Annotated in this window: 13 protein-coding genes; 2 read left to right on the top strand and 11 right to left on the bottom strand. The window is 68.5% G+C overall.

Translation table 11 applies throughout. The annotated features are described in order from the left end of the window. Positions 1–206 precede the first annotated feature (206 nt). The 4 genes from C1926_RS20435 to C1926_RS20420 all read right to left on the bottom strand — a co-directional run bounded on the left by C1926_RS20435 (position 207) and on the right by C1926_RS20420 (position 6,851). Positions 207–791: a GNAT family protein gene (locus C1926_RS20435; protein ID WP_108760469.1), complete on the bottom strand. Its 585-nt coding sequence runs from the start codon at positions 789–791 to the stop codon at positions 207–209. Further along, on the bottom strand, positions 784–3,909 hold the full coding sequence (locus tag C1926_RS20430) for an efflux RND transporter permease subunit (protein ID WP_108760468.1): 3,126 nt from the start codon (positions 3,907–3,909) through the stop codon (positions 784–786). The genes C1926_RS20435 and C1926_RS20430 overlap by 8 nt, the downstream gene beginning before the upstream one ends. Further along, positions 3,906–5,012, bottom strand: a complete 1,107-nt coding sequence (locus C1926_RS20425; protein ID WP_108760467.1) for an efflux RND transporter periplasmic adaptor subunit — start codon at positions 5,010–5,012, stop codon at positions 3,906–3,908. Before C1926_RS20425 ends, C1926_RS20430 begins: the two co-directional genes overlap by 4 nt. Positions 5,013–5,867: 855 nt before the next feature. Beyond that, positions 5,868–6,851 carry a LysR family transcriptional regulator gene (locus C1926_RS20420; RefSeq protein ID WP_079222980.1) on the bottom strand — a complete coding sequence of 328 codons (984 nt, stop codon included), beginning with the start codon at positions 6,849–6,851 and terminating at the stop codon, positions 5,868–5,870. A gap of 209 nt (positions 6,852–7,060) precedes the next feature. Here C1926_RS20420 and cysK point away from each other — a divergent pair, with 209 nt between their 5' ends. Together cysK and C1926_RS20410 are read left to right on the top strand one after the other, a co-directional pair. Beyond that, positions 7,061–8,020 (top strand): cysteine synthase A, encoded by a 960-nt coding sequence (gene cysK / locus C1926_RS20415; RefSeq protein WP_079222981.1) that lies wholly within the window; start codon positions 7,061–7,063, stop codon positions 8,018–8,020. Between the two features lie 270 nt (positions 8,021–8,290). Then, the gene (locus C1926_RS20410; RefSeq protein ID WP_108760466.1) at positions 8,291–8,887 is read left to right on the top strand and encodes an O-acetyl-ADP-ribose deacetylase; all 597 of its coding nucleotides are present in this window, start codon (positions 8,291–8,293) and stop codon (positions 8,885–8,887) included. Between the two features lie 48 nt (positions 8,888–8,935). Here C1926_RS20410 and C1926_RS20405 read toward each other — a convergent pair whose 3' ends face one another. The 7 genes from C1926_RS20405 to C1926_RS20375 all read right to left on the bottom strand — a co-directional run bounded on the left by C1926_RS20405 (position 8,936) and on the right by C1926_RS20375 (position 19,511). Continuing rightward, on the bottom strand, positions 8,936–9,973 hold the full coding sequence (locus C1926_RS20405) for an ABC transporter substrate-binding protein (protein ID WP_108760465.1): 1,038 nt from the start codon (positions 9,971–9,973) through the stop codon (positions 8,936–8,938). 136 nt (positions 9,974–10,109) lie between these two features. After that, entirely contained in the window at positions 10,110–11,114 is a 1,005-nt protein-coding gene (locus C1926_RS20400; protein ID WP_079222984.1) for a class I fructose-bisphosphate aldolase, read from the bottom strand. A gap of 226 nt (positions 11,115–11,340) precedes the next feature. Continuing rightward, a complete protein-coding gene (pyk, locus tag C1926_RS20395; protein WP_079222985.1) occupies positions 11,341–12,807 on the bottom strand; it encodes a pyruvate kinase in 1,467 nt (488 codons plus the stop codon). A 224-nt stretch (positions 12,808–13,031) separates the two neighbouring features. After that, entirely contained in the window at positions 13,032–13,700 is a 669-nt protein-coding gene (locus C1926_RS20390; protein ID WP_108760464.1) for an HAD hydrolase-like protein, read from the bottom strand. Beyond that, positions 13,697–14,872, bottom strand: coding sequence for a phosphoglycerate kinase (locus tag C1926_RS20385; RefSeq protein ID WP_108760463.1), 1,176 nt, complete (start codon positions 14,870–14,872; stop codon positions 13,697–13,699). The genes C1926_RS20390 and C1926_RS20385 overlap by 4 nt, the downstream gene beginning before the upstream one ends. 596 nt (positions 14,873–15,468) lie before the next feature. Then, complete coding sequence (locus tag C1926_RS20380; RefSeq protein ID WP_108760462.1) at positions 15,469–16,845, bottom strand: DUF3999 domain-containing protein; 1,377 nt, start codon at positions 16,843–16,845, stop codon at positions 15,469–15,471. Further along, positions 16,842–19,511 (bottom strand): DUF2339 domain-containing protein, encoded by a 2,670-nt coding sequence (locus C1926_RS20375; RefSeq protein WP_108760461.1) that lies wholly within the window; start codon positions 19,509–19,511, stop codon positions 16,842–16,844. Before C1926_RS20375 ends, C1926_RS20380 begins: the two co-directional genes overlap by 4 nt. Positions 19,512–19,610 lie beyond the last annotated feature (99 nt).

The following is a 19,610-nucleotide window of genomic DNA, read 5'->3' as shown; positions in this document are numbered from 1 at the left end:
TCTCTCCAGTCGGCGGGTTGTAAGGACGTCCCGTCGGCTGGAAGGGACCGGACCGATTCTCCCTGATCGAAGGTCGCTGCGATAGCGCCGGATGGATGGGGTCGGATCCCTTGCGCCCTGCGCAAGGGATCTGACCCCGACTCCCTCGTTTGGCGGGTCGGGGGTCAGAGCCCTTTTCTGGCGAAAAGGGATCTGACCCCAGCCGGTCAGGGCAGCTGCGTGCGTACCCGGGCGAAGCGCCGCAGGTCGTGCAGGACGCCGCGCTTGTAGACGGCGCAGCGGGCCGTGCCCTCTTCGGCAAAGCCATTTGCCAGCAGCACGCGGGCCGAGCCCTCGTTGAAATCCAACACCTCGGCCTGCAGCCTGAACAGGCGCAGCTCGTCCATCACCCACGGCGCGAACAGGCCCACCACCCGGGTCATCACGCCCTGCCCCCACAACGCCCGGCCCAGCCAGTACCCCAGTTCAGCGGTATGCCCGCGCTCGGCCGCGCCGGGTTGGGCGCCAACGCTGCCGCAGGCCTGGCCGTCGATCTCGATGGCCAGGTTGAGGGTGCCGGGGCCAAGCACGCGGCCGGCCAGGAAGGCCTCGCCGTCCGCACGCGTGTAGGGGCTCGGGAAGCGGTCGCGCAGGCCGCGCGAGACCTCCGGATCGTCGGCATGGCGCAGCAGCGATTCGAGGTCGTTGGGGTGCCAGGGGCGCAGGGTGAAACCTTCGCCCTGCAGGCTTGGGGTCAGAGCCCTTTCCCCTTGGGAAAGGGATCCGACCCCACTGGCGCGCCGGTCAGGCATGACCGCCCACCGAAGGCGACTCGGCTTCCTGCTTCTCCAGTTCGCGCTTCACCGCTTCGGGCGAACGCGTATACGGGGCCAGGCGCGCGTAGAACGCCGGCACCACGAACAGCGACAGGAACGTGGACAGGGTGACGCCGAAGATGATCACGATGCCGATGGTGCCACGGCTGGCCGAACCCGGGCCGCCAGCCACCACCAGCGGGATGGCGCCGACCACGGTGGCGATCGAGGTCATCAGGATCGGGCGCAGGCGCACCACCGCCGATTCGATGATGGCCGCGCGCACGGTACGCCCGTCATCGCGCAGCTGGTTAGCGAACTCGACGATCAGGATGCCGTTCTTCGCCGCCAGGCCCACCAGCATCACGATGCCGATCTGGCTGAACAGGTTCACCGTACCGCCACTGACCCATAGCCCGACCAGCGCGCCGAGCACGCCCAGCGGCACGGTCAGCATGATCGTGAGCGGGTGGATGAAGCTCTCGAACTGCGCGGCCAGCACCAGGTACACCACCAGCAGGGCCATGGCGAAGGTCAGCAGCACGGCGCCACCGGCGCTCTGGTATTCGCGCGACTCGCCCTTCCAGTTGATCTGCGCGTACTGCGGCAGCTCCTCGCGGGTGGCCTGCTGTGCCCAGGCGATGGCCTCGCCCAGCGGGTAGCCGGGGGCCAGGCCGGCGCTGATGGTGATCGAGCGCAGGCGGTTGAAGCGGTTCAGGGTGCCGGCCTCGGCCACTTCGCTGAGGGTGACCAGGTTGGACAGCGGTACCAGTTCGCCGGAGTTGGCACGCACGCGGATGGCGGCGAGGTCGGCCGGGCTGGCACGGCCATCGCGACCGGCCTGCACCAGCACGTCGTACTCCTCGCCGTTGTCGACGAAGGTGGTGACGCGGCGCGAGCCCATCATGGTTTCCAGTGCCGAACCGATCGCGGTGACCGGGACGCCGAGGTCGGCCGCACGCTGGCGGTCGATGTTCACCCGCATCTGCGGACGGGTTTCCTTGTAGTCCGAATCGGGGCCGACCAGGCCCGGGTTGTCGGCCATGCGCAGCAGGATGCGGTCACGCCACTGCGCGATCTCGGCATATTCCGGGCCACCCAGCACGATCTGGAACGGCTGGCCGCCACTGCGCACCAGGCCACCACCGACCTGGGTACGCACGCGCACGCCACGCAGGGTGTCCAGCTCCTTCTGCAGGTCGTTGGCCACGTCCACGGTGTTCTCGGTGCGCTGGCGCCACGGCTGCAGGAACACGCTGACGCGGCCGGTGTGCATTTCCTCGCTGGCACCGAAGCCGCCGGGCACGCGCGGGTTGGCGCGGGCGATGGTCTTGTCGGCGCCCACGTGCGGCGCCAGCAGTGCTTCGACCTGCTGCACCTGCTGCACGGTGTAGTCATAGCCGGCGCCTTCCGGGCCGTCGATCATGATCTGGAAGGAGCCACGGTCTTCGGCCGGGGCCAGCTCGGACGGCAGGATCTTCAGCAGGCCCCAGCTGGCGGCCAGTGCCAGCGCCATCACCACCAGGTAGATCCACAGGCGGTCGACGTGGTGGTCGAGCACGCGGCCGTAACCCGACGCCAGGCGCTCCAGGTTGCGGTTGATGACGCCATACAGGCCGCGCGGCGCGTGCCCGCTGTGCGGCTTGAGCAGCTTGGAGGCCATCATCGGCGTCAGCGTCAGCGCGACGAATGCCGACAGGGCCACCGCGGCGGCCAGCGCCACCGCCAGCTCGCGGAACAGGCGGCCGGTATTGCCTTCCAGGAAGCCGACCGGCAGGAACACCGCCACCAGCACGGCGGTGGTGGCGATGACCGCGAAGGCCACCTGGGTGGTGCCCCGCTTGGAGGCGACCAGCGGCGGCTCGCCGAGGTCGATGCGGCGCTGCACGTTCTCCACCACCACGATCGCATCGTCCACCACGAGGCCGATGCACAGCACCAGCGCCAGCAGGGTCAGCAGGTTGATCGAGAAGCCGAAGGCGTACAACGCGATGAAGGCCGCGACCAGGCACACCGGCACGGTCACCGCTGGAATCAGCGCGGCGCGGAAGCTGCCCAGGAACAGCCAGATGACCGCCAGCACCAGCAGCATCGCTTCGATCAGGGTCGCGTAGACACGATCGACGGCCGCTTCGATGAAGGTGGTGTTGTCGAAGGTGACCACGATCTGCGTGCCCTCGGGCAGCGTCGCGGCAACTTTCTCAGCTTCCGCGCGCGCGGCGCGGGCCACGTCCAGCGAGTTGGCCGTGGAGGTCTTGACGATGCCCAGGCCGACGCCGGGTTCACCGTTGCTGCGGAAGTACGCGCGGCGTTCGGCCGAGGCCAGTTCGATCTTGGCAACATCGCCCATGCGCACCACGTAACCATCGCTGCCCTTGCCCAGCGGGATGGTGGCGAAATCCTCGGGCTTCACGTAGTTGCGCTCGACGCGCAGGGTGAAGTCGCGGTCGGTCGACTCGATGCGGCCGGCCGGCAGCTCCACGTTCTCGTTGCGCAGCGCGGTTTCCACATCGCCGGTGGTCAGGCCGCGGGCGGCCAGCTGGTCGCGGTCCAGCCAGATGCGCATGGCATAGCGCTGGCGGCCGCCGATGCGGACCTGGGCCACGCCATCGAGGCTGGAGAAGCGGTCGACCACGTAGCGGTCGGCGTAGTCGCTCAGTTCAAGCGTGTCCATCGTGGTGGAGGACATGTTGAACCAGATGATCGGATCGGCATCACTCTCGACCTTGGCGATTTCCGGCGGGCGCGCCTCTTCGGGCATGCGGTCGGCCACGCGACTGACCGCATCGCGCACATCGTTGGCGGCCGCTTCGATATCGCGGTTGGAGGTGAATTCGATGCTGACCTGCGAGCGGCCATTGCTGCTGCGCGCGTTGATCGTATCGATGCCTTCGATGCCGGCCAGCGCATCTTCCAGCACCTGGGTCACGCGGCTTTCGATGACCGCCGCCGAAGCACCGGTGTAATCCACCGACACCGAGACGATGGGCGGATCGATGGCCGGCAGCTCGCGCAGGGTCAGGCGGGTGAAGGACATGATGCCCAGCACCACCAGCAGCAGGCTCATCACCACGGCAAACACCGGCCGCTGGATGGAAATATCCGACAGCTTCATCCGCCGTTGCCCTCGGCCGGTGCCGCTGCCGGCGTCTTGGCCGGTGCGGTGCCGCTGGCCGGCGCGGCGTCGGTCGCCGCCACCTTCAGGCCGGCGCGCAGCTTGCCGGTGCCATCGACGACGATGCGCTCGCCGCCCTGCAGGCCCTGGCGGATCTCGACCACGCCGGCACGACGCGCACCGGTGGTCACGTCAATGCGCTCGACGGTGTCGTCGGCCTTGATGCGGTACATGAAGGTATCGCGGCCGACCTGCACCACGGCGATTTCCGGTACCACCAGCGCCGGGCGCTCGGGGCGGAACAGGCGCACGTCCAGCAGCATGCCCGGACGCAGCGCATGATCGGCGTTGGCGAAGTCGGCGCGCACGGTCACCGCGCGGGTGGCCGGATCGACGCGCGCATCGATGGTGGTCACTTCGCCTTCGAAGGTACGGCCCGGCCAGGCGACGCTGGTCGCACTCACCTTGTCGCCGTTGGACAGCGCGGCCATTTCCACTTCCGGCACCTGGAAATCGACGTGCATGCGTTCGATGTCATCCAGGGTGGCGATGACGGTGGTCGGGGTCAGCAGCGTGCCCGGGCTGACCTGGCGGATGCCGAGCACGCCGGCGAACGGGGCGCGCACGCGGCGGTCGCCGATGTCCGCCTGCATCTGCGCCACGCGTGCTTCGGCGGCGTCGCGGATCGACTTCTGGGTATCGAGGGTGGCGCTGGAGACCAGGCGCTGGGTCGCCAGTTCGCGCTGGCGCTTGTAGAGCTGGTCGGCTTCATGGAAGGTCGCCTGCGCCTGCACCAGCGCCGCCTCCTGGGCCTGCCCGCGCAGGGTCACGATGGGCGCACCGGCAGCGACCTGCTGGCCGCTTTCGAAGTGCACGCGGTCGACGATCTCGCTGACCTTGGCGGTTACGCTGATGGATTCACGCGCCTTGGCCGTCCCCAGCGCCTGCAGCGTGTCGTTCCACTGCGAGGGCTGCACGACCTGGGCGGTGACCGGCACCGCTTCGCCCTGCCGACGCGCGGCGGCCTCCTGTTTGCCTGCGCACCCGGCCAGGACGGCCAGGCTGAGGCCAAGGGCCAGGGTCGAAGTGATACGAGCCAACATGAAAGGTCCTGGTTGATGCACGGCCGCCGAGTGTAGGCAAGGGGCTGCGAAAGCGATATGTGCCAAGCGTTTACTGGCGTGGAACAGGCCCTGCGGTGGCGCCGTGAACCCGTTCCATGCAAGGCTCGCCGGGGCAGTGTCGGCGTATGTCGGGATGTATCCAGCCGCACTTTGTCGTGCGTTGTCATCGTACAGTCGAGGCTGCTTGGCAGAGGGCGCCAGGCGGGGGTCGGCCCTGGCGGGGTCCGGCCCTGTTTTTTTTGCAGGGCTTGCAGCCCTGCACCTGCAGAAGCCAGAGCCGAAGCAACAGCAGAAGCGGGCTATCCGTGGGATGGCGGGGTGGGTCCGGTTGAGGGGGACGCTGCAAGTACGTCCATGTAAGCTCGGTCGCCGCATCCATGCGGCTCACGCCCCCTCAACCGGACCCACCCCGCCTTCGACAGATTCCTGCGAACTGTTGGAACCTGCTGCTGATGGTGGTGGGTGCCGACCGTTGGTCGGCACGGGGTCGGCTATCGATATCTGACAGATGTGTCGACCAAGGTCGACACCTACCAACAGCCGCGCATGCCCAGTAGAGCCACGCCATGCGTGGATGAATTTCATTCGATATCTGACAGATGTGTCGACCAACGGTCGACACCTACCAACAGCCGCGTGAACTTGTCGAAGGTGGGGCGGTGTGGGTGGGCAGGACCGTTGGCGCCATGGATGGCGCCATCGAGCCCCCATGGATGGGTTTACGGCGTGTCCTGCCCACCCACACCGCCCCGCCATCCCACGGATATCCCGCTTTGGCTTTGGCCGTTGATTGCAGCAGGTGCAGGGCTGCAAGCCCTGCCGAAACCGCCCCCCTCAGACCGTGATGGTCTGGGTCAGCGACTCCCATGTCGGCGGCACCGGCCATGCGGCCGCCTGGTTGCCATCCAGCACCCGCCGCAGGTCGCGCGGATCAATCTGCGGCGCCAGCACGTGCACCAGCTCCAGTGCGTAATCACGCAGTACACGGTCGCGCGGCAGCACCGCCCACGCAATGCACTCGGTGATCGGCTCCGGGGCCGGCCACGAGCGCAGGTCTTCATCGTTGGAACTGACCGCCATCTCGGCCAGCAGCCCCACGCCCAGGCCCGTGCGCACATAGGTCTTGATCAGGTCGGCATCCAGCGCGGTCAATGCCAGGTCCGGTACCAGGCCGTTGGCCGCGAAGGCGCGCTGCAGCGAGGAACTGGGACGGGTGGAGGATTCGTAACTGATCAGCGGCTGGCGGGCCAGCGCGGCCAGGTCCGGGGCGCGGCCGGCGCGGTCGAGCGGGTGGCCCTTGGGCACCACCACCAGCCGCCGCCAGCGGAACAGCGGCACCGCGATGCCATCGGTCGGTTCGCCGCCGGCCGTGCTGATGATCGCGATGTCGGCATCGCCCTGGTTCAAGCGGTCAAGCGCGTCGGCTTCACCGGCCTGCTGCAGGTGCACGCTGACCTGCGGGTAGGCCTGCTTGATCGCCGCCACCGCCGGCGGCAGCACGAAGCGCGCCTGGGTGTGGGTGGTGGTCAGGATCAGCTGGCCCTGGCTCTCGCGCCGCTGGTTGGCGGCGTAGGTGCGGATGTTGTTGGCCTCGGCCAGCACCGCGCGGGCGCGGGAGATGACTTCGGTACCGGCCGGGGTCACCGATTCCAGGCTGCGCCCCTTGCGCACGAACAACAGGAAGCCCAGCTCGTCCTCCAGCTGCTTGAGCTGCTTGGACAGGCCGGGCTGGGTGGCGTGCACACGCGTGGCCGCGAGCGTGATGTTCATCTCGGCGTCGGCGATGGCGACCAGGTAGCGCAGCTGGGTAAGCGTCATGGCAGGCGGGGGCGCAGGGGGGCGGAGGTCCACTCTAGGGTCTAATACCCTCACCAGCTTATAACCAAAGGTTGTTTAAGAAAGGTATCTGGTCATTTCCGGGCGTCATATGCCGGCGCTACGGTCAGCCGGCAGCCGCTGGCCTGAACGGCCAGCCTCCCCCCTTCCGCCCGCCGGCCCACGGCGCGGCCCGCTTCCGGAGCGCTTCCATGGCCCTGTACGACTCCATCCTCGACACCGTCGGCAACACCCCCATCGTCAAACTGCAGCGCCTGGCTCCGCAGGGCGTGACCCTGTACGCCAAGGTCGAATCGTTCAACCCCGGCGGCTCGGTGAAGGACCGCCTGGCGCTGGCCATCATCCTCGACGCCGAGGCACGCGGGCTGCTCAAGCCGGGCGACACCATCGTGGAAGCCACCTCGGGCAACACCGGCGTGGCCTTGGCCATGGTGGCCGCCGCGCGCGGCTACAAGTTCGTGGCCACCATGGTCGAGACATTCTCGGTGGAGCGACGCAAGCTGATGCGTGCCTATGGCGCCAAGGTGATCCTGACCCCGGCCGCCGAGCGCGGCAGCGGCATGGTGCGCAAGGCCGCCGAACTGGCCGAGCAGCACGGCTGGTTCCTGGCCAGCCAGTTCGCCAACCCGGCCAACCCGGCCTACCACCGCAACACCACGGCGGCGGAGATCGTGCGCGACTTCGCTGGCAAGCGCCTGGACTACTTCGTCAGCGGCTGGGGCACCGGCGGCACCCTCACCGGCGTGGGCGAAGTACTGAAGGTCGCCCGCCCGCAGACCCGCATCGTGGCCACCGAACCGGCCGGCGCTGCGCTGTTGAAGGGCGACGACTGGAAGCCGCACAAGATCCAGGGCTGGACCCCGGACTTCGTGCCGGACGTGCTCAACCGCGACGTAGTGGATGAGCTGCTGACGGTCGAGGACGACCGCGCCATCGCCACCGCCCGCCGCCTGGCAGCCGAAGAAGGCATCTTCGTCGGCATCTCCGCCGGTGCCACGGTGGCCAGCGCACTGGACGTGGCTGCCCGCGCCGAGCCGGGTTCGGTGATCCTGGCGATGCTGCCGGACACCGGTGAACGCTACTTCTCCACGCCGCTGTTTGCCGAGGTGAACGAAGGCTCCGACGACGACTGGCTGGCCGGCCTGCCGTAAGCCGCACGGGGTCGGATCCCTTTCCCGCAGGGAAAGCGCTCTGACCCCACCCGCGTGGATCAGCGACAGGGGTCAGAGCCTTTCCCATGCGGGAAAGGATCTGACCCCTTTCTGCTTCAGCCTGCGTGAAGGTGATTGCCCCCATCGTGCCTGAAGGCCGTAATCGCAGCGCGTGAGACGGTCATGACGCAGCATGGATGCCCTCTCCACTACGGTGGGTGCAGCCAGCGCGGGCACGGCGCGCAACAACAACAGGCAGGAGACGGACGCATGAAGATCGAAGTGTGGCAGGGCGACATCACGACCCTGGCGGTGGATGCGATCGTCAACGCGGCCAACGAAACCCTGCTCGGCGGGGGCGGTGTGGACGGTGCGATCCACCGTGCGGCCGGGCCGGAGCTGCTGGTCGAATGCGAGCGCCTGCCGGAACTGCGCCCGGGCGTGCGTTGCCCGACCGGCGAAGTGCGTGCCACCGACGCCTATGCACTGCCCGCACGGCATGTGCTGCACACCGTCGGCCCGGTCTGGCATGACGGCCAGCGCGATGAACCGGCGTTGCTGGCCAACTGTTACTGGAAATCACTGCAGCTGGCCGAATCGCTGGGCGTGCACTCGATTGCGTTCCCGGCCATCAGCTGCGGCGTCTATGGCTACCCGCTGTACCAGGCCGCGCAGGTGGCAGTGACCGAAACGCTGGCATGGCAGCGCAGCCACGCGCAGCCGATGCGTATCGTGCTGGTGGCGTTCAACACGGCCACGGCCAAGGCCTACCAGCAGGCACTGGCCGCGGCGGGCCAGGCGGTGGAGGCCGAACGCATCCTGCCGCTGCCGCCGGTGGGTGATGCCGGGTACGTTGCCGCGCATTGAGGTGCAGCAGCGCAGGTGGATGAAAGGCCATCCACGCATGGCGTGGATCTACCGCTGGATGCGCAGCTCCACCAGGCCGGAATCGCCGCCGATGCTGGATACATCCACCGTGTAGTGGCCGGCCGGCAGGGTTTCCTGCAGGCGCGCGTCCGTGCCACTGCCGCCATCATCGTCTTCGATGTCGATGTCACCGCCGACCACGCGCAGCACGGTATCGACCTGGCTGGACAGCGCATCCACCTGCACCCGCGCCGGTGCGTCCAGGCTCAGCAGGAAGCGCCGGCGTCCGTCGGCATCCAGCACGGTGAATACGCTGCCCGACGCTGGAAGCGGGGTGCCGTCCTGGTCGACGATCGTGGCAGGCACCTTGCTGCGCTGGACGTCCAGCGTGAACGCACCGCTGTCCTCTTCATCCAGGGCACTGACGTTGAGCGTGTAGCGGCCCGGCTGCAGCAGCAGGCTGATGCGCGAATCGCTGCCTTCGCCGCCATCGTCGTTCTCGGCATCCTGGCCCTCGCCCTCCAGCGCCAGCAGCGTGTCGAACACGTCCGAGCGCAGATCGATGGTGTAGAGGCCGGCGTCATCCACCTGCAGGGTGTACGTCTGCGACGTCTCCAGCAGCAGGTCGGCGATATGCCCGGAGTTGATGATCGGCTTGCCGTCGTAAGGCTTGAGTTGCTCAGCGCGCAGCCGGAACGGACCGTAGGTGTCCGGCCCGGAGGCATTCACGGCCACCTGGTAACTGCCGCCGCCGTCGGCCCGGAAGGCGACCGCGACACTGCTGCCCTCATCGGTGGCGCGGCTGCGGGCCACCACCTTGCCATCGTGGAAGACGGTCATCGCGCCGCTCAGCGTACCGGTCAGCGTAATGCCGACGCGCTGCTTGTCCTGCAGGGTGATCTGGTACAGCTGGTGATGGCTGCCATCGTTGAAGTTCGTGCCATTGCGCGAGGTGATCTCGCCGGACACGGGCTTGTCGAACTGCAGGACCGGCACCCGGCCCGACGGCGCGGGCGCGCCGAAGCGGTCGCAGCCTGCCACGGACAGCACCGTGGCGATGGCCAGCGCGATTGCGGTGGTACGCATTGAACCTCTCCCTGGCCTTTCGCGGACATCCCTGGCGCACAGGCCCTGCGCAAGGGAGCAGCAACGATACCCGCAAAAGCAGACGCCGGCATGATGCCGGCGCTGCTGTGTCACGTCATGCAGGGGATGGGACGGCTCAGCCGTTCCACTTGCCCAGCGCGGCCAGGCCGTTGTCCTTGGCACGCTCGTACACGGTCTTCTGGGCAGCGGCGTAGTTGCCCTTCATGTCCTTGGCCCACAGCTTCAGCGCGGCCTGCTGCATGGCGCGGCCGTAGGAGAAGCTCAGCGGCCACGGCAGGTTGCCCAGCTGGTTCATCGCGTTCAGGTGTTCGGTCGACTGCTCGTCGCTCTGGCCACCGGACAGGAACACCACGCCCGGCAGGATCGCCGGCACGGTGCTCTTCAGGCACATCACGGTCGACTCGGCCACTTCCTCGGCGTCGGCCTGCTCATCGCAGCCCTTGCCGGAGATGACCATCGAGGCCTTCAGGATGGTGCCTTCCAGCAGCACGTTCTGCTGGTACAGCGCGTCGAACAGCGAACGGAGGGTGGCTTCGGTGACTTCGTAGCAGGTCTCGATGTCGTGGTCGCCGTCCATGATCACTTCCGGCTCGACCATTGGCACCAGGCCGCATTCCTGGCACAGGGCGGCATAACGGGCCAGCGCGTGGGCGTTGGACTCGATGCAGGTGCCCGACGGGGTGTTCTCGCCGATGTTGATGACCGCACGCCACTTGGCGAAGCGCGCACCCAGCTTGTAGTACTCCTGCAGGCGCTCGCGCAGGCCGTCGAGGCCTTCGGTGACCAGCTCGCCCGGGCAGCCGGCCAGCGGGTGTGCACCCTTGTCCACCTTGATGCCCGGAATCATGCCGTGGTCGGCCATGTACTTGGCGAACGGCACGCCGTCCTTGGTCGACTGGCGGATGGTTTCGTCGTACAGGATGGCGCCGGAAATGTGCTCGTTGAGCTTCGGCGTGGTCAGCAGCAGCTCGCGGTAGGCACGACGGTTCTCCTCGGTGTTCTCGATACCGACGCCTGCGAAACGCTTGGCGATGGTAGCGGTGGATTCGTCGATCGCGATGATGCCCTTGCCCGGGGCGACCATGGCCTGGGCGGTTTCAGCCAGCTGTTCGATGCTCATGTATTTCCTGTGGCGGGTGCGGGAAAAACGTAAGTATAGCCCCGCTGCCCGTTGCCTCGCCGTGGAGGACAGGATGGAAACGCTTCCATGTCTGCGCAGGACAAACGGTGTCCTGCGGCATGGGGTCGGAGCCCCTGCGGGGATCCGACCCCAGGTCGGCGTGGGGTCAGATCCCCGCAGGGGCTCTGACCCCGGATCGGCAGCGCCGACCCGATAACGTCAGGGCTTACAGATCGCCCAGGCCGCTGGCGCGGCCGTCTTCGCCCACTTCCAGCAGGCGCAGGGTGTTGGTGGCACCCAGGGTTTCCATGTGCTCGCCGCTGGTGAACACGACGCGGTCACCGGCCTGCAGCAGGTCCGACTCCACCAGCAGGCGGATGCTGCCGCGTGCCGCTTCGCGCGGGGTCAGGCCGCGGCTGTCGAAGTTGATCGGGTACACATCGCGCATCAGTGCCATCTGGCGGCGGGCGCCGTCATGGCGGGTCACCGCGAACACCGGTGCCTTGGCGCGGAAGCGCGACAGGTAACGGGCGGTACCACCGGATTCGGTCATCGCCACGATGGCACGCACGCCCACGTGCTGCGACAGGAACATGGTGGCCATGGCGATGGCCTGGTCGGCACGTTCCAGGTTGCGCGGCGAGGCGTTGAAGTCGGTTTCGGTCTGGAACTGGCGCTCGGCGCCCAGGCAGATGCGCGCCATTGCTTCGACCGCCTTCACCGGGTAGGCACCGGCGGCGGTTTCGGCCGACAGCATCACTGCATCGGTGCCATCGATGACCGAGTTGGCCACGTCAAGCACTTCGGCGCGCGTCGGGATCGGGCTTTCCACCATCGACTGCAGCATCTGCGTGGCGGTGATCACCACCTTGTTCTGCGCCAGCGAGGCCTTGATGATCTTCTTCTGCAGGCCCGGCAGCTCGGCATCGCCGATTTCCACGCCGAGGTCGCCACGGGCCACCATCACCACGTCACTGGCTTCGACGATTTCTTCCAGGTTCTCGATGGCTTCGGTGCGCTCTATCTTGGACACCAGCGCGGCGTAGCAGCCGTGCGATTCGGCGATCTGGCGCGCATCGTTCATGTCCTGCGCGTTGCGGCAGAAGGACACGGCGATGAAGTCGACGCCGATCTTGGCGACGATGCCGATCAGTTCCTTGTCGCGCTCGGTCAGCGCGCCCAGCGACAGGCCACCGCCCTGCTTGTTCAGGCCCTTGCGGTCGGACAGCGCGCCATCGTTGAGCACGGTGTTGATGATGCGGTCGCCCTGCACTTCAACTACCTGCAGCTGCATCAGACCATCGTCGAGCAGCAGCACGTCGCCCGGGCCCACGTCCTGCGGCAGGCCGAGGTAGCTCACGCCCACCTGGCTGGCATCGCCCGGGCCGGCGTTGTCGCTGGCGATCAGGTCGAAGCGGTCACCGGCCTTCAGGTACACCTTGCCTTCGGCAAAGCGCTCGATGCGGATCTTCGGGCCCGGCAGGTCGGCCAGGATGCCCACTTCCACGCCGACACGGGCGGACGCCGCGCGGACATCGGCGGCACGCTTGGCCTGGCCGGACGGGTCACCGTGGCTGAAGTTGAGGCGCACCACGTTCACGCCGGCGCGGAACAGATCCTCCAGCACGCCCGGCGGGTCGGTCGCCGGACCGAGGGTGGCTAGGATCTTGGTGCGACGCTGACGCTCGAACATGGTGAATGGGCCTCTCCCGTTAAAGGTGGGAAATTAGCACATCCTTCACGCCCCATGTATACGGTTACAGCCTTGGGGCGCCTGACTCTGCGGGACATCGAACGGACATGTTCCGGACATACGCTGGCCGGCGGGTGTGCAGCGCCCGCCGGGCAGGGCAGCAACGGGGTCAGAGCCCTTTCCGCGGGAAAGGGATCCGACCCCGGTATTGACCCCGGTATTGGTCAGGCCAGCAGGGCCAGCAGCTGCGCCGGCTCGCGTACCAGGTGGTCGGCACCGGCCTCGATCAGCTCGGCTTCGCCACCGAAGCCCCACAGCACGCCCACGTTGCGCAGGCCGTGGTGGCGCGCGCCTTCGATATCCATGCGGCGGTCGCCGATCATCCAGCACTGCGCCGGCTGCAGCTGCAGGCGCTGCAGCGCCTCGCCCACCAGCTGCGCCTTGCTGCTGCGCGAGCCATCCGGGGTTGAACCGATCACATCATCGAACAGGCCGCCGAATGGCAGGTGCTCGACGATGCGGCGCGCGTGCGGCTCGTTCTTGGCGGTGACCACCGCCAGGCGGTGGCCACGGTCACGCAGCGCACGAACGGTCGCCTCGATGTCCGGGTAGAGGGCGTGCTCACGCCAGCCCTCCACGTCGAAACGCTCGCGGTAGTAGGCCACCGCCTCCTCCACCCGCACGTCGTCGCCGAACAGCGGGGTGAAGGTGGTGCGCAGCGACGGCCCGATCCAGCCCTGCAGGGTTTCCTGCGGCGGCACCGGGTGGCCCATTTTCTGCAGCGCATAGGCGATGCAGGTGGTGATGCCCACTTCCGAATCGATCAGCGTGCCGTCCATGTCGAAGAAGAGCGTTGCACGCGCTTCCCCGCCGGCCTGCAGCGCGACGCTCATGCGCCGCGGGCGGCCAGCGCAGCCACGGCCGGCAGGGTCTTGCCTTCCAGGAACTCCAGGAACGCACCACCACCGGTGGAGATGTAGCTGACATCACCGGCGATATCGAACTTGTCGACGGCCGCCAGGGTGTCGCCACCGCCGGCGATGGAGAACGCGCTGGAGCTGGCGATGGCACGCGCCAGCGCCTCGGTGCCCTTGCTGAAGGCTTCGAATTCGAACACGCCCACCGGGCCGTTCCAGACCACGGTGCCGGCCTTCTCGATCAGCTGCGCGTACTGCGCGGCGGTCTGCGGGCCGATGTCGAGGATCAGGTCATCGTCGGCCACGGCGTCTACGGCCTTCACTTCGGCAGCCGCATCGGGCAGGAACTGCTTGGCGGTGACCACGTCCACCGGCAGCGGAATGGCGGCGCCGCGCGCCTGCGCGTCGGCCACGATCTTCTTCGCGGTATCCAGCAGGTCCGGTTCGTACAGCGACTTGCCCACCTTGTAGCCTGCGGCGGCGATGAAGGTATTGGCGATGCCACCACCGACGATCAGCTGGTCGACCTTGCCGACCAGGTTGGCCAGCAGTTCCAGCTTGGTGCTGACCTTGCTGCCGGCGACGATGGCCAGCAGCGGTTTGGCCGGGGCATCCAGCGCCTTGGCCAGGGCGTCCAGCTCGGCCATCAGCAGCGGGCCACCGGCGGCCACCGGGGCGAAGCGGATGACGCCGTGGGTGGAGGCCTGGGCACGGTGCGCGGTACCGAAGGCATCCATCACGAACACGTCGCAGAGCGCGGCGTACTGCTTGGACAGGGCCTCGTCATCCTTGCCCTCGCCGACGTTCATGCGGCAGTTTTCCAGCAGCACCAGCTGGCCCGGCTGCACGTCGACGCCGTCGACCCAGTCACGCACCAGCGGAACCTCGCGGCCCAGCAGTTCCGACAGGCGCGCGGCGACCGGTGCCAGCGAGTCGGCTTCGGTCCACACGCCTTCCTTCGGGCGGCCCAGGTGCGAGGTGACCATCACGGCGGCACCCTGCTCCAGCGCGCGCTTGAGCGTCGGCAGCGAAGCGGTGATGCGCTGTTCGGAAGTGATGCGGCCATTCTCGATCGGCACGTTCAGATCCTGGCGGATCAGCACGCGCTTGCCGGAGAGGTCGAGGTCGGTCATGCGGACGATGGACATGGGCAACTCTTTGGCTCGGGGACGGGATGCCGGTGTACGGCAGACGGGCATTGTATCGGGTGGCGATGCCTGCGGCAGGCAGAGGCGTACGGCAACAGCAACAGCCCGCATGGTCGGCTCTGGGTTGTCTGTGTGGGGCCAGGGCGGTGTGGGTGGGCGGGACACGCCGTGAACCCATCCATGGGGGCTCGTAGGCGCCATCCATGGCGCCTGCGGTCCCGCCCACCCACACCGCCCTGGCCTCGACAGGTTCCCGGTGACGGAACGGAAGGCAAGAGCAGAAGCGGTTTCTGATGTCGGATGGAGAAAGAACGGGGTCAGATCCGTTTTCCTGCGGAAAACGGATCTGACCCCGCAGCGAGTGCGCGCAGCGCGCGACCCGCTTTTGCTCTTCTTTTTTCTTTCCGTGGGTGGACGCACACAGAAACTGTCAGAGGCCGGGCGGGTGGGCTGGGCAGGGGTGTCCGCGGCATGGATGCCGCGGCCAAGCCTACAGGGACGTACTTGCGGCGTCCCCTGCCCAGCCCACCCGCCCGGCCAAGCGCATGAATCGCGTTTTGCGACCACCCACGAGGGGCTGTGCCGTTCGCGGGAACCTACGCCGAAGGCGCAGGCTTCTGCCGCAGCAGGCTGACCGCCAGGCCACCCACCACCAGAACGCCCAAGCCAAGCAGCGCCCACAACAACCATGCCTTCCAGTCGCGCTGCGGCTCCAACGCCGCCGCGCCGGCCAGCGTCTCCGGGGCGCCTTCCAGGCGCGCCAGCGTCGGCTGCCACGCGGGGTCGTTGCGCTGGCGCAGTTCCTCGATCAGCACCGCGATCGGGGCTTCGGCGCGGCGTGCGGTGGCGCTGCCCACGGCCAGCGCATACGGCGCCGCGCCCTGGCTCAGAAACACCATCACTTCCGGCTGGTAGCCCAGGCGCAGGGTCGGCGCCGTGGCCGTTTCCACCGGGCTGGCCACCAGCTTCCAGTAACGGTCACGCCAGGGCCCGGCCAGTGACTGTGCCGCCGACTGCTGGCGCTGGCCCGGTGCGCCCTGCTGCACCTGGTAGGCGATCCACGGCGCGCTGCGCCGCTGCCATTCCGCGTTGGCATCATCGCGGCTGTACAGCGTCCACTGCACCAGGCTGTTGTCGGTGCTGGCCACGTCGGCCTTGCTGACCGGGAATCGCCCGTCCAGCTCGAAGGTGTATTCACCCTTGCCGGCGGCGGTCGGCTGCAATGACAGCCACTCCCATGGCACCGTCGCCGGGGCGGGCGGCAGTTCGGCCAGCACGCTGCGCAGGGTCGGCAGGCGCGCTTCGCCCTGCGGCAGCACGCGCAGGTAACGCGCATTGCCATCCACCTGCAGGCGGCGCTGCAGCAGGCGCTTGCCGGCGCGCTGCAGATCCACCAGCGGCACATCGCGCGACACCGCGCGCCAGTGCTGCAGGTCGTCGCTGGCGTCGACCTGCACCTGTGCCTGCAGGGGTTGGCCGCTGTCGACCCAGTCCAGCACCAGCGCCGCGACCGGCTGCTGGCCCAGCACGCTGCCGTCGATCAGCCAGCCGCCCTGCCCGTTCGCCACGGCACCACTTCCCACCCGCGCCTCGACCCGGCGAACGCGGCCATCGGTATCGCGCTCGGTCAGCAACTGCAGGTCGTTGCGCTGCGCTTCGGCCAGCGGCGGCAGCGCGAACCACGGCAGCTCGCGCTGCACCGGCGGCTGTGCCAGCGGCTGGTCGGGGGCCAGCAGCGCCGACGGCAACGCCTGCCCGGCGGCGTTGAACACCTGCAGGTCGCCCAGGTCGGCACGGCCAGCGCGGCGGTAGATGGCCGGCTCCAGCACCACGCGGTAGGCGCCGGACTGCGCGCTGGACAGGCTCAACGGCCATTGCTCGGCGTAGTGCCTGCGGTAATCGTTGGCCTGCGCGGATGCCGTACCCGCCACGGCCAGCAGGATCGGCAGCAATGCACTGCGCCATGTCTTCATTGCGTGTTCTCCACGGTCGGCGCGGTGCCCGGGGGCGCCGGCGCCAGATAGCCCACGACCGTGCACAGCAGGCCGTAGGCGATGAACGATGCGATACCCAGCAGGTTGCCCAGGTGCTGGCGGTCGATCAGCACCAGCTTGGCCAGCACCACGGCCATCAACACGGCACCCACCATCCACAGGACGCGCTGGCCACGGCGCGAGCCCCAGACCCAGGCGATAACGCCTAGCACGCTCCACAGCACCGTCAGGCTGGTCTGGGCCAGGCTCCCGCGTGCCATCGACGGGCTCCAGGGCGCGCCGCCCCAGTGGTGGACACCGTGCAGCACGGTGCTGGTGAGGGCGATGAAACCGGCCAGCGCCAGCACCGGCACGCGCAGGCGCTGCAACGAGGCCGGGGCCTGGCTGCCGAACAGCCAGCGCGCGGCCAGCAGCAGGCTCAGCCACTGCGCAAGTTCAGCCGGGTTGAGCACCGGCAGCCACGGCAGCGGATCGGCATCACCGGCCAGGCTGATGCCGATCCACCAGGCACAGGCCAGCACACCAAACACCACGGTCTGCAGGGTGGTGCGTGCCGCGTCGAAGGCATCGCCCAGCGGCCAGCGCAACCACGTCCAGCGCCACAGCGACACGGCCGCCAGCAGCAGCCACGGCAGGGTCACCAGCAGCGCCGTCCAGCCCTGCGCCAGCTGCGCGGCATCATCGCCCCACAGCGCAAGCAGGGACAGCAGCGAAGGCCACAGCAGCCACCACAGGAACTGGGCGATGCGGCCCACGCCGTCGCCGCTCTGCCGCAGGCACAACAGCGTGCGCACGCCCAGCACCGCAAACACCGCCCAGGCCAGCCCGCCGTAGCCGGCAAACGGCTGCTGGTGCGCATCGCCCTGCAACAGCGCCAGCGGGAAGCCCGTCGCCAGCATCAGCAGCGCGGTCATGCCCAGCGCACGCGCCGGCTGCCGACGATGCACCTCGGCGGCCAGCCAAGCGGTCACCGCCGCCAGCACCAGCAGGGCATCGGCCTTTGCTGCGTGCTCGATGAAGCGGACGATTTCATGGACGAAGCCGCCCAGCCACCACAGCAGGCCCCACAGGTAATAGACCAGGGCCACGTCATGCCGCGCGCGGCGCTGGTAGCTCCAGGCACTGGCAAAGCCGGCCACGGCCAGCAGCAGCGCGCCGACGGCGGTGGCGTTGAGCAGGAACCGGGTGTCGCCGTGCCAGTGGTCGGCGCCCGCCACGAAGGCGAACGCAGCGCCGAGCTGCAGCAGCGCGGCAGCCACCTGCGGCAGCCAGCGCTTCTGCCGCAGCCCCAGCCACGCCAGGCCGGCACCTTCCAGCGCGAACACCGCGCCGGTGGCGCGCGCCGACAGCGCCAGCGGCACCGCGAGCGTGGCAAAACCCACCGCCAGCACCGCGTGCGACTGCGCCAGCACGCTGTACGACGCGCGATGGATCAGCGCGCGTGCCAGCAACGCATAGACCGCCGCCAGGCCCAGCGCGCACAGCGCCAGCGTCATCGGCTGCTCGTGCAGCATGCCGGCCTGCAGCGAGAACGCGATCAGCGGCGTGCCGAACACCAGGCTGCCATCAACCAGATCGCGGCGCTCGGCCGGCTGGCGGCGTGCGTACAGCAGCGGAATCAGCAGGTAGAACGCGAAGAACAGCAGCAGGAAGGGTTCGGTACTGCCGAACTTGTCGGCGCGGTACTGCAGCACGCCCCAGAAGGTGCCGATGCCGAAAGTGAAAGCAAAACCCAGCAGGTTGAGCGCGCGCCACGGGCGGAACCAGGCGATGGCGAAGATGCCCGCATTGAGCACCGCGTAGTAACTGAACAGCCCGACGTGGTTGCCACTGCCGGTGGACAGCCACAGCGGCGCCATGAAGCCGGCAAGGGTGCCCAGCACTGCCAGCGTGCGCGAGTTCTGCACCACGGCCAGCACGCACAGGCCCGCCACCAGCAGGATCGAGCTGGCGAAGGCGAAGCCGGGGTTGATGAGTTCGAAGCGCTTGAACGCAGCGAAGATGGTCAGCAGCAGCACGCCGATGGCACCGCCCTGCAGGGCCAGCGCAAACAACCGACGACGTTCACGCTGGTGCCAGCCGAAGCCCAGCAGGCACAGCGCGCCGACGGTGATGGCGGCAAGGCGCAGCTCGATGGGCAGCACCAGCCAGCCCTGGTCGCTGACGTACTTCAGCAGCGCGGCGACGCCGGCCAGCAGCACCAGCATGCCGATCTTCACCGGCACGTTGCCCTCGGTGAACCAGCGTTTGGCCGCGCCCACGGCACGTTCGACGACGTTGGGCTGCGCCGGCTGCGGCGGCAGCGGCGGCCGCGCCGATACCGGCGGTGGCACAGGGGGCACGGGGGGCGCAGGTGGTTCGGGCGCGGGACGCGATGCAACGGGAGGTACCTGCGATACCACCGGCGGCGGGGCGGCCGCAGCCGGGCGCAGCAGCGGCGGTTCGCGGGGCGCGGCGGGCCGTGGCGGCACCACGGCGGCCTCGGCCTCACGCGGCGGCGCGGCGGTGGCCGCGATGCCGTCGGCCACCACGCTCTCCAGGGCGGCCACGCGCCGGCGCAGGCCGGCAATCATCACCAGTGCCACCACCAGCAGCAGCGGTATCGCCAGCAGGGCCAACACCACCAGGACGATCAGTGCTTCCATTCTTCGTCTACCCCAACGCAGCCGCGCCCCAGCGGCAGCGGTCCGTGGCCCATGCTACGTCAGCCGGGCCCATGAACGACGAACCCCGGCAAGCCGGGA

Origin of the sequence: Stenotrophomonas sp. ZAC14A_NAIMI4_1 (assembly GCF_003086915.1) — a bacterium.
Lineage (GTDB): Bacteria > Pseudomonadota > Gammaproteobacteria > Xanthomonadales > Xanthomonadaceae > Stenotrophomonas.
Note: the sequence above shows the minus strand (reverse complement) of the source record. Positions and strands in the feature narration are given on the sequence as shown.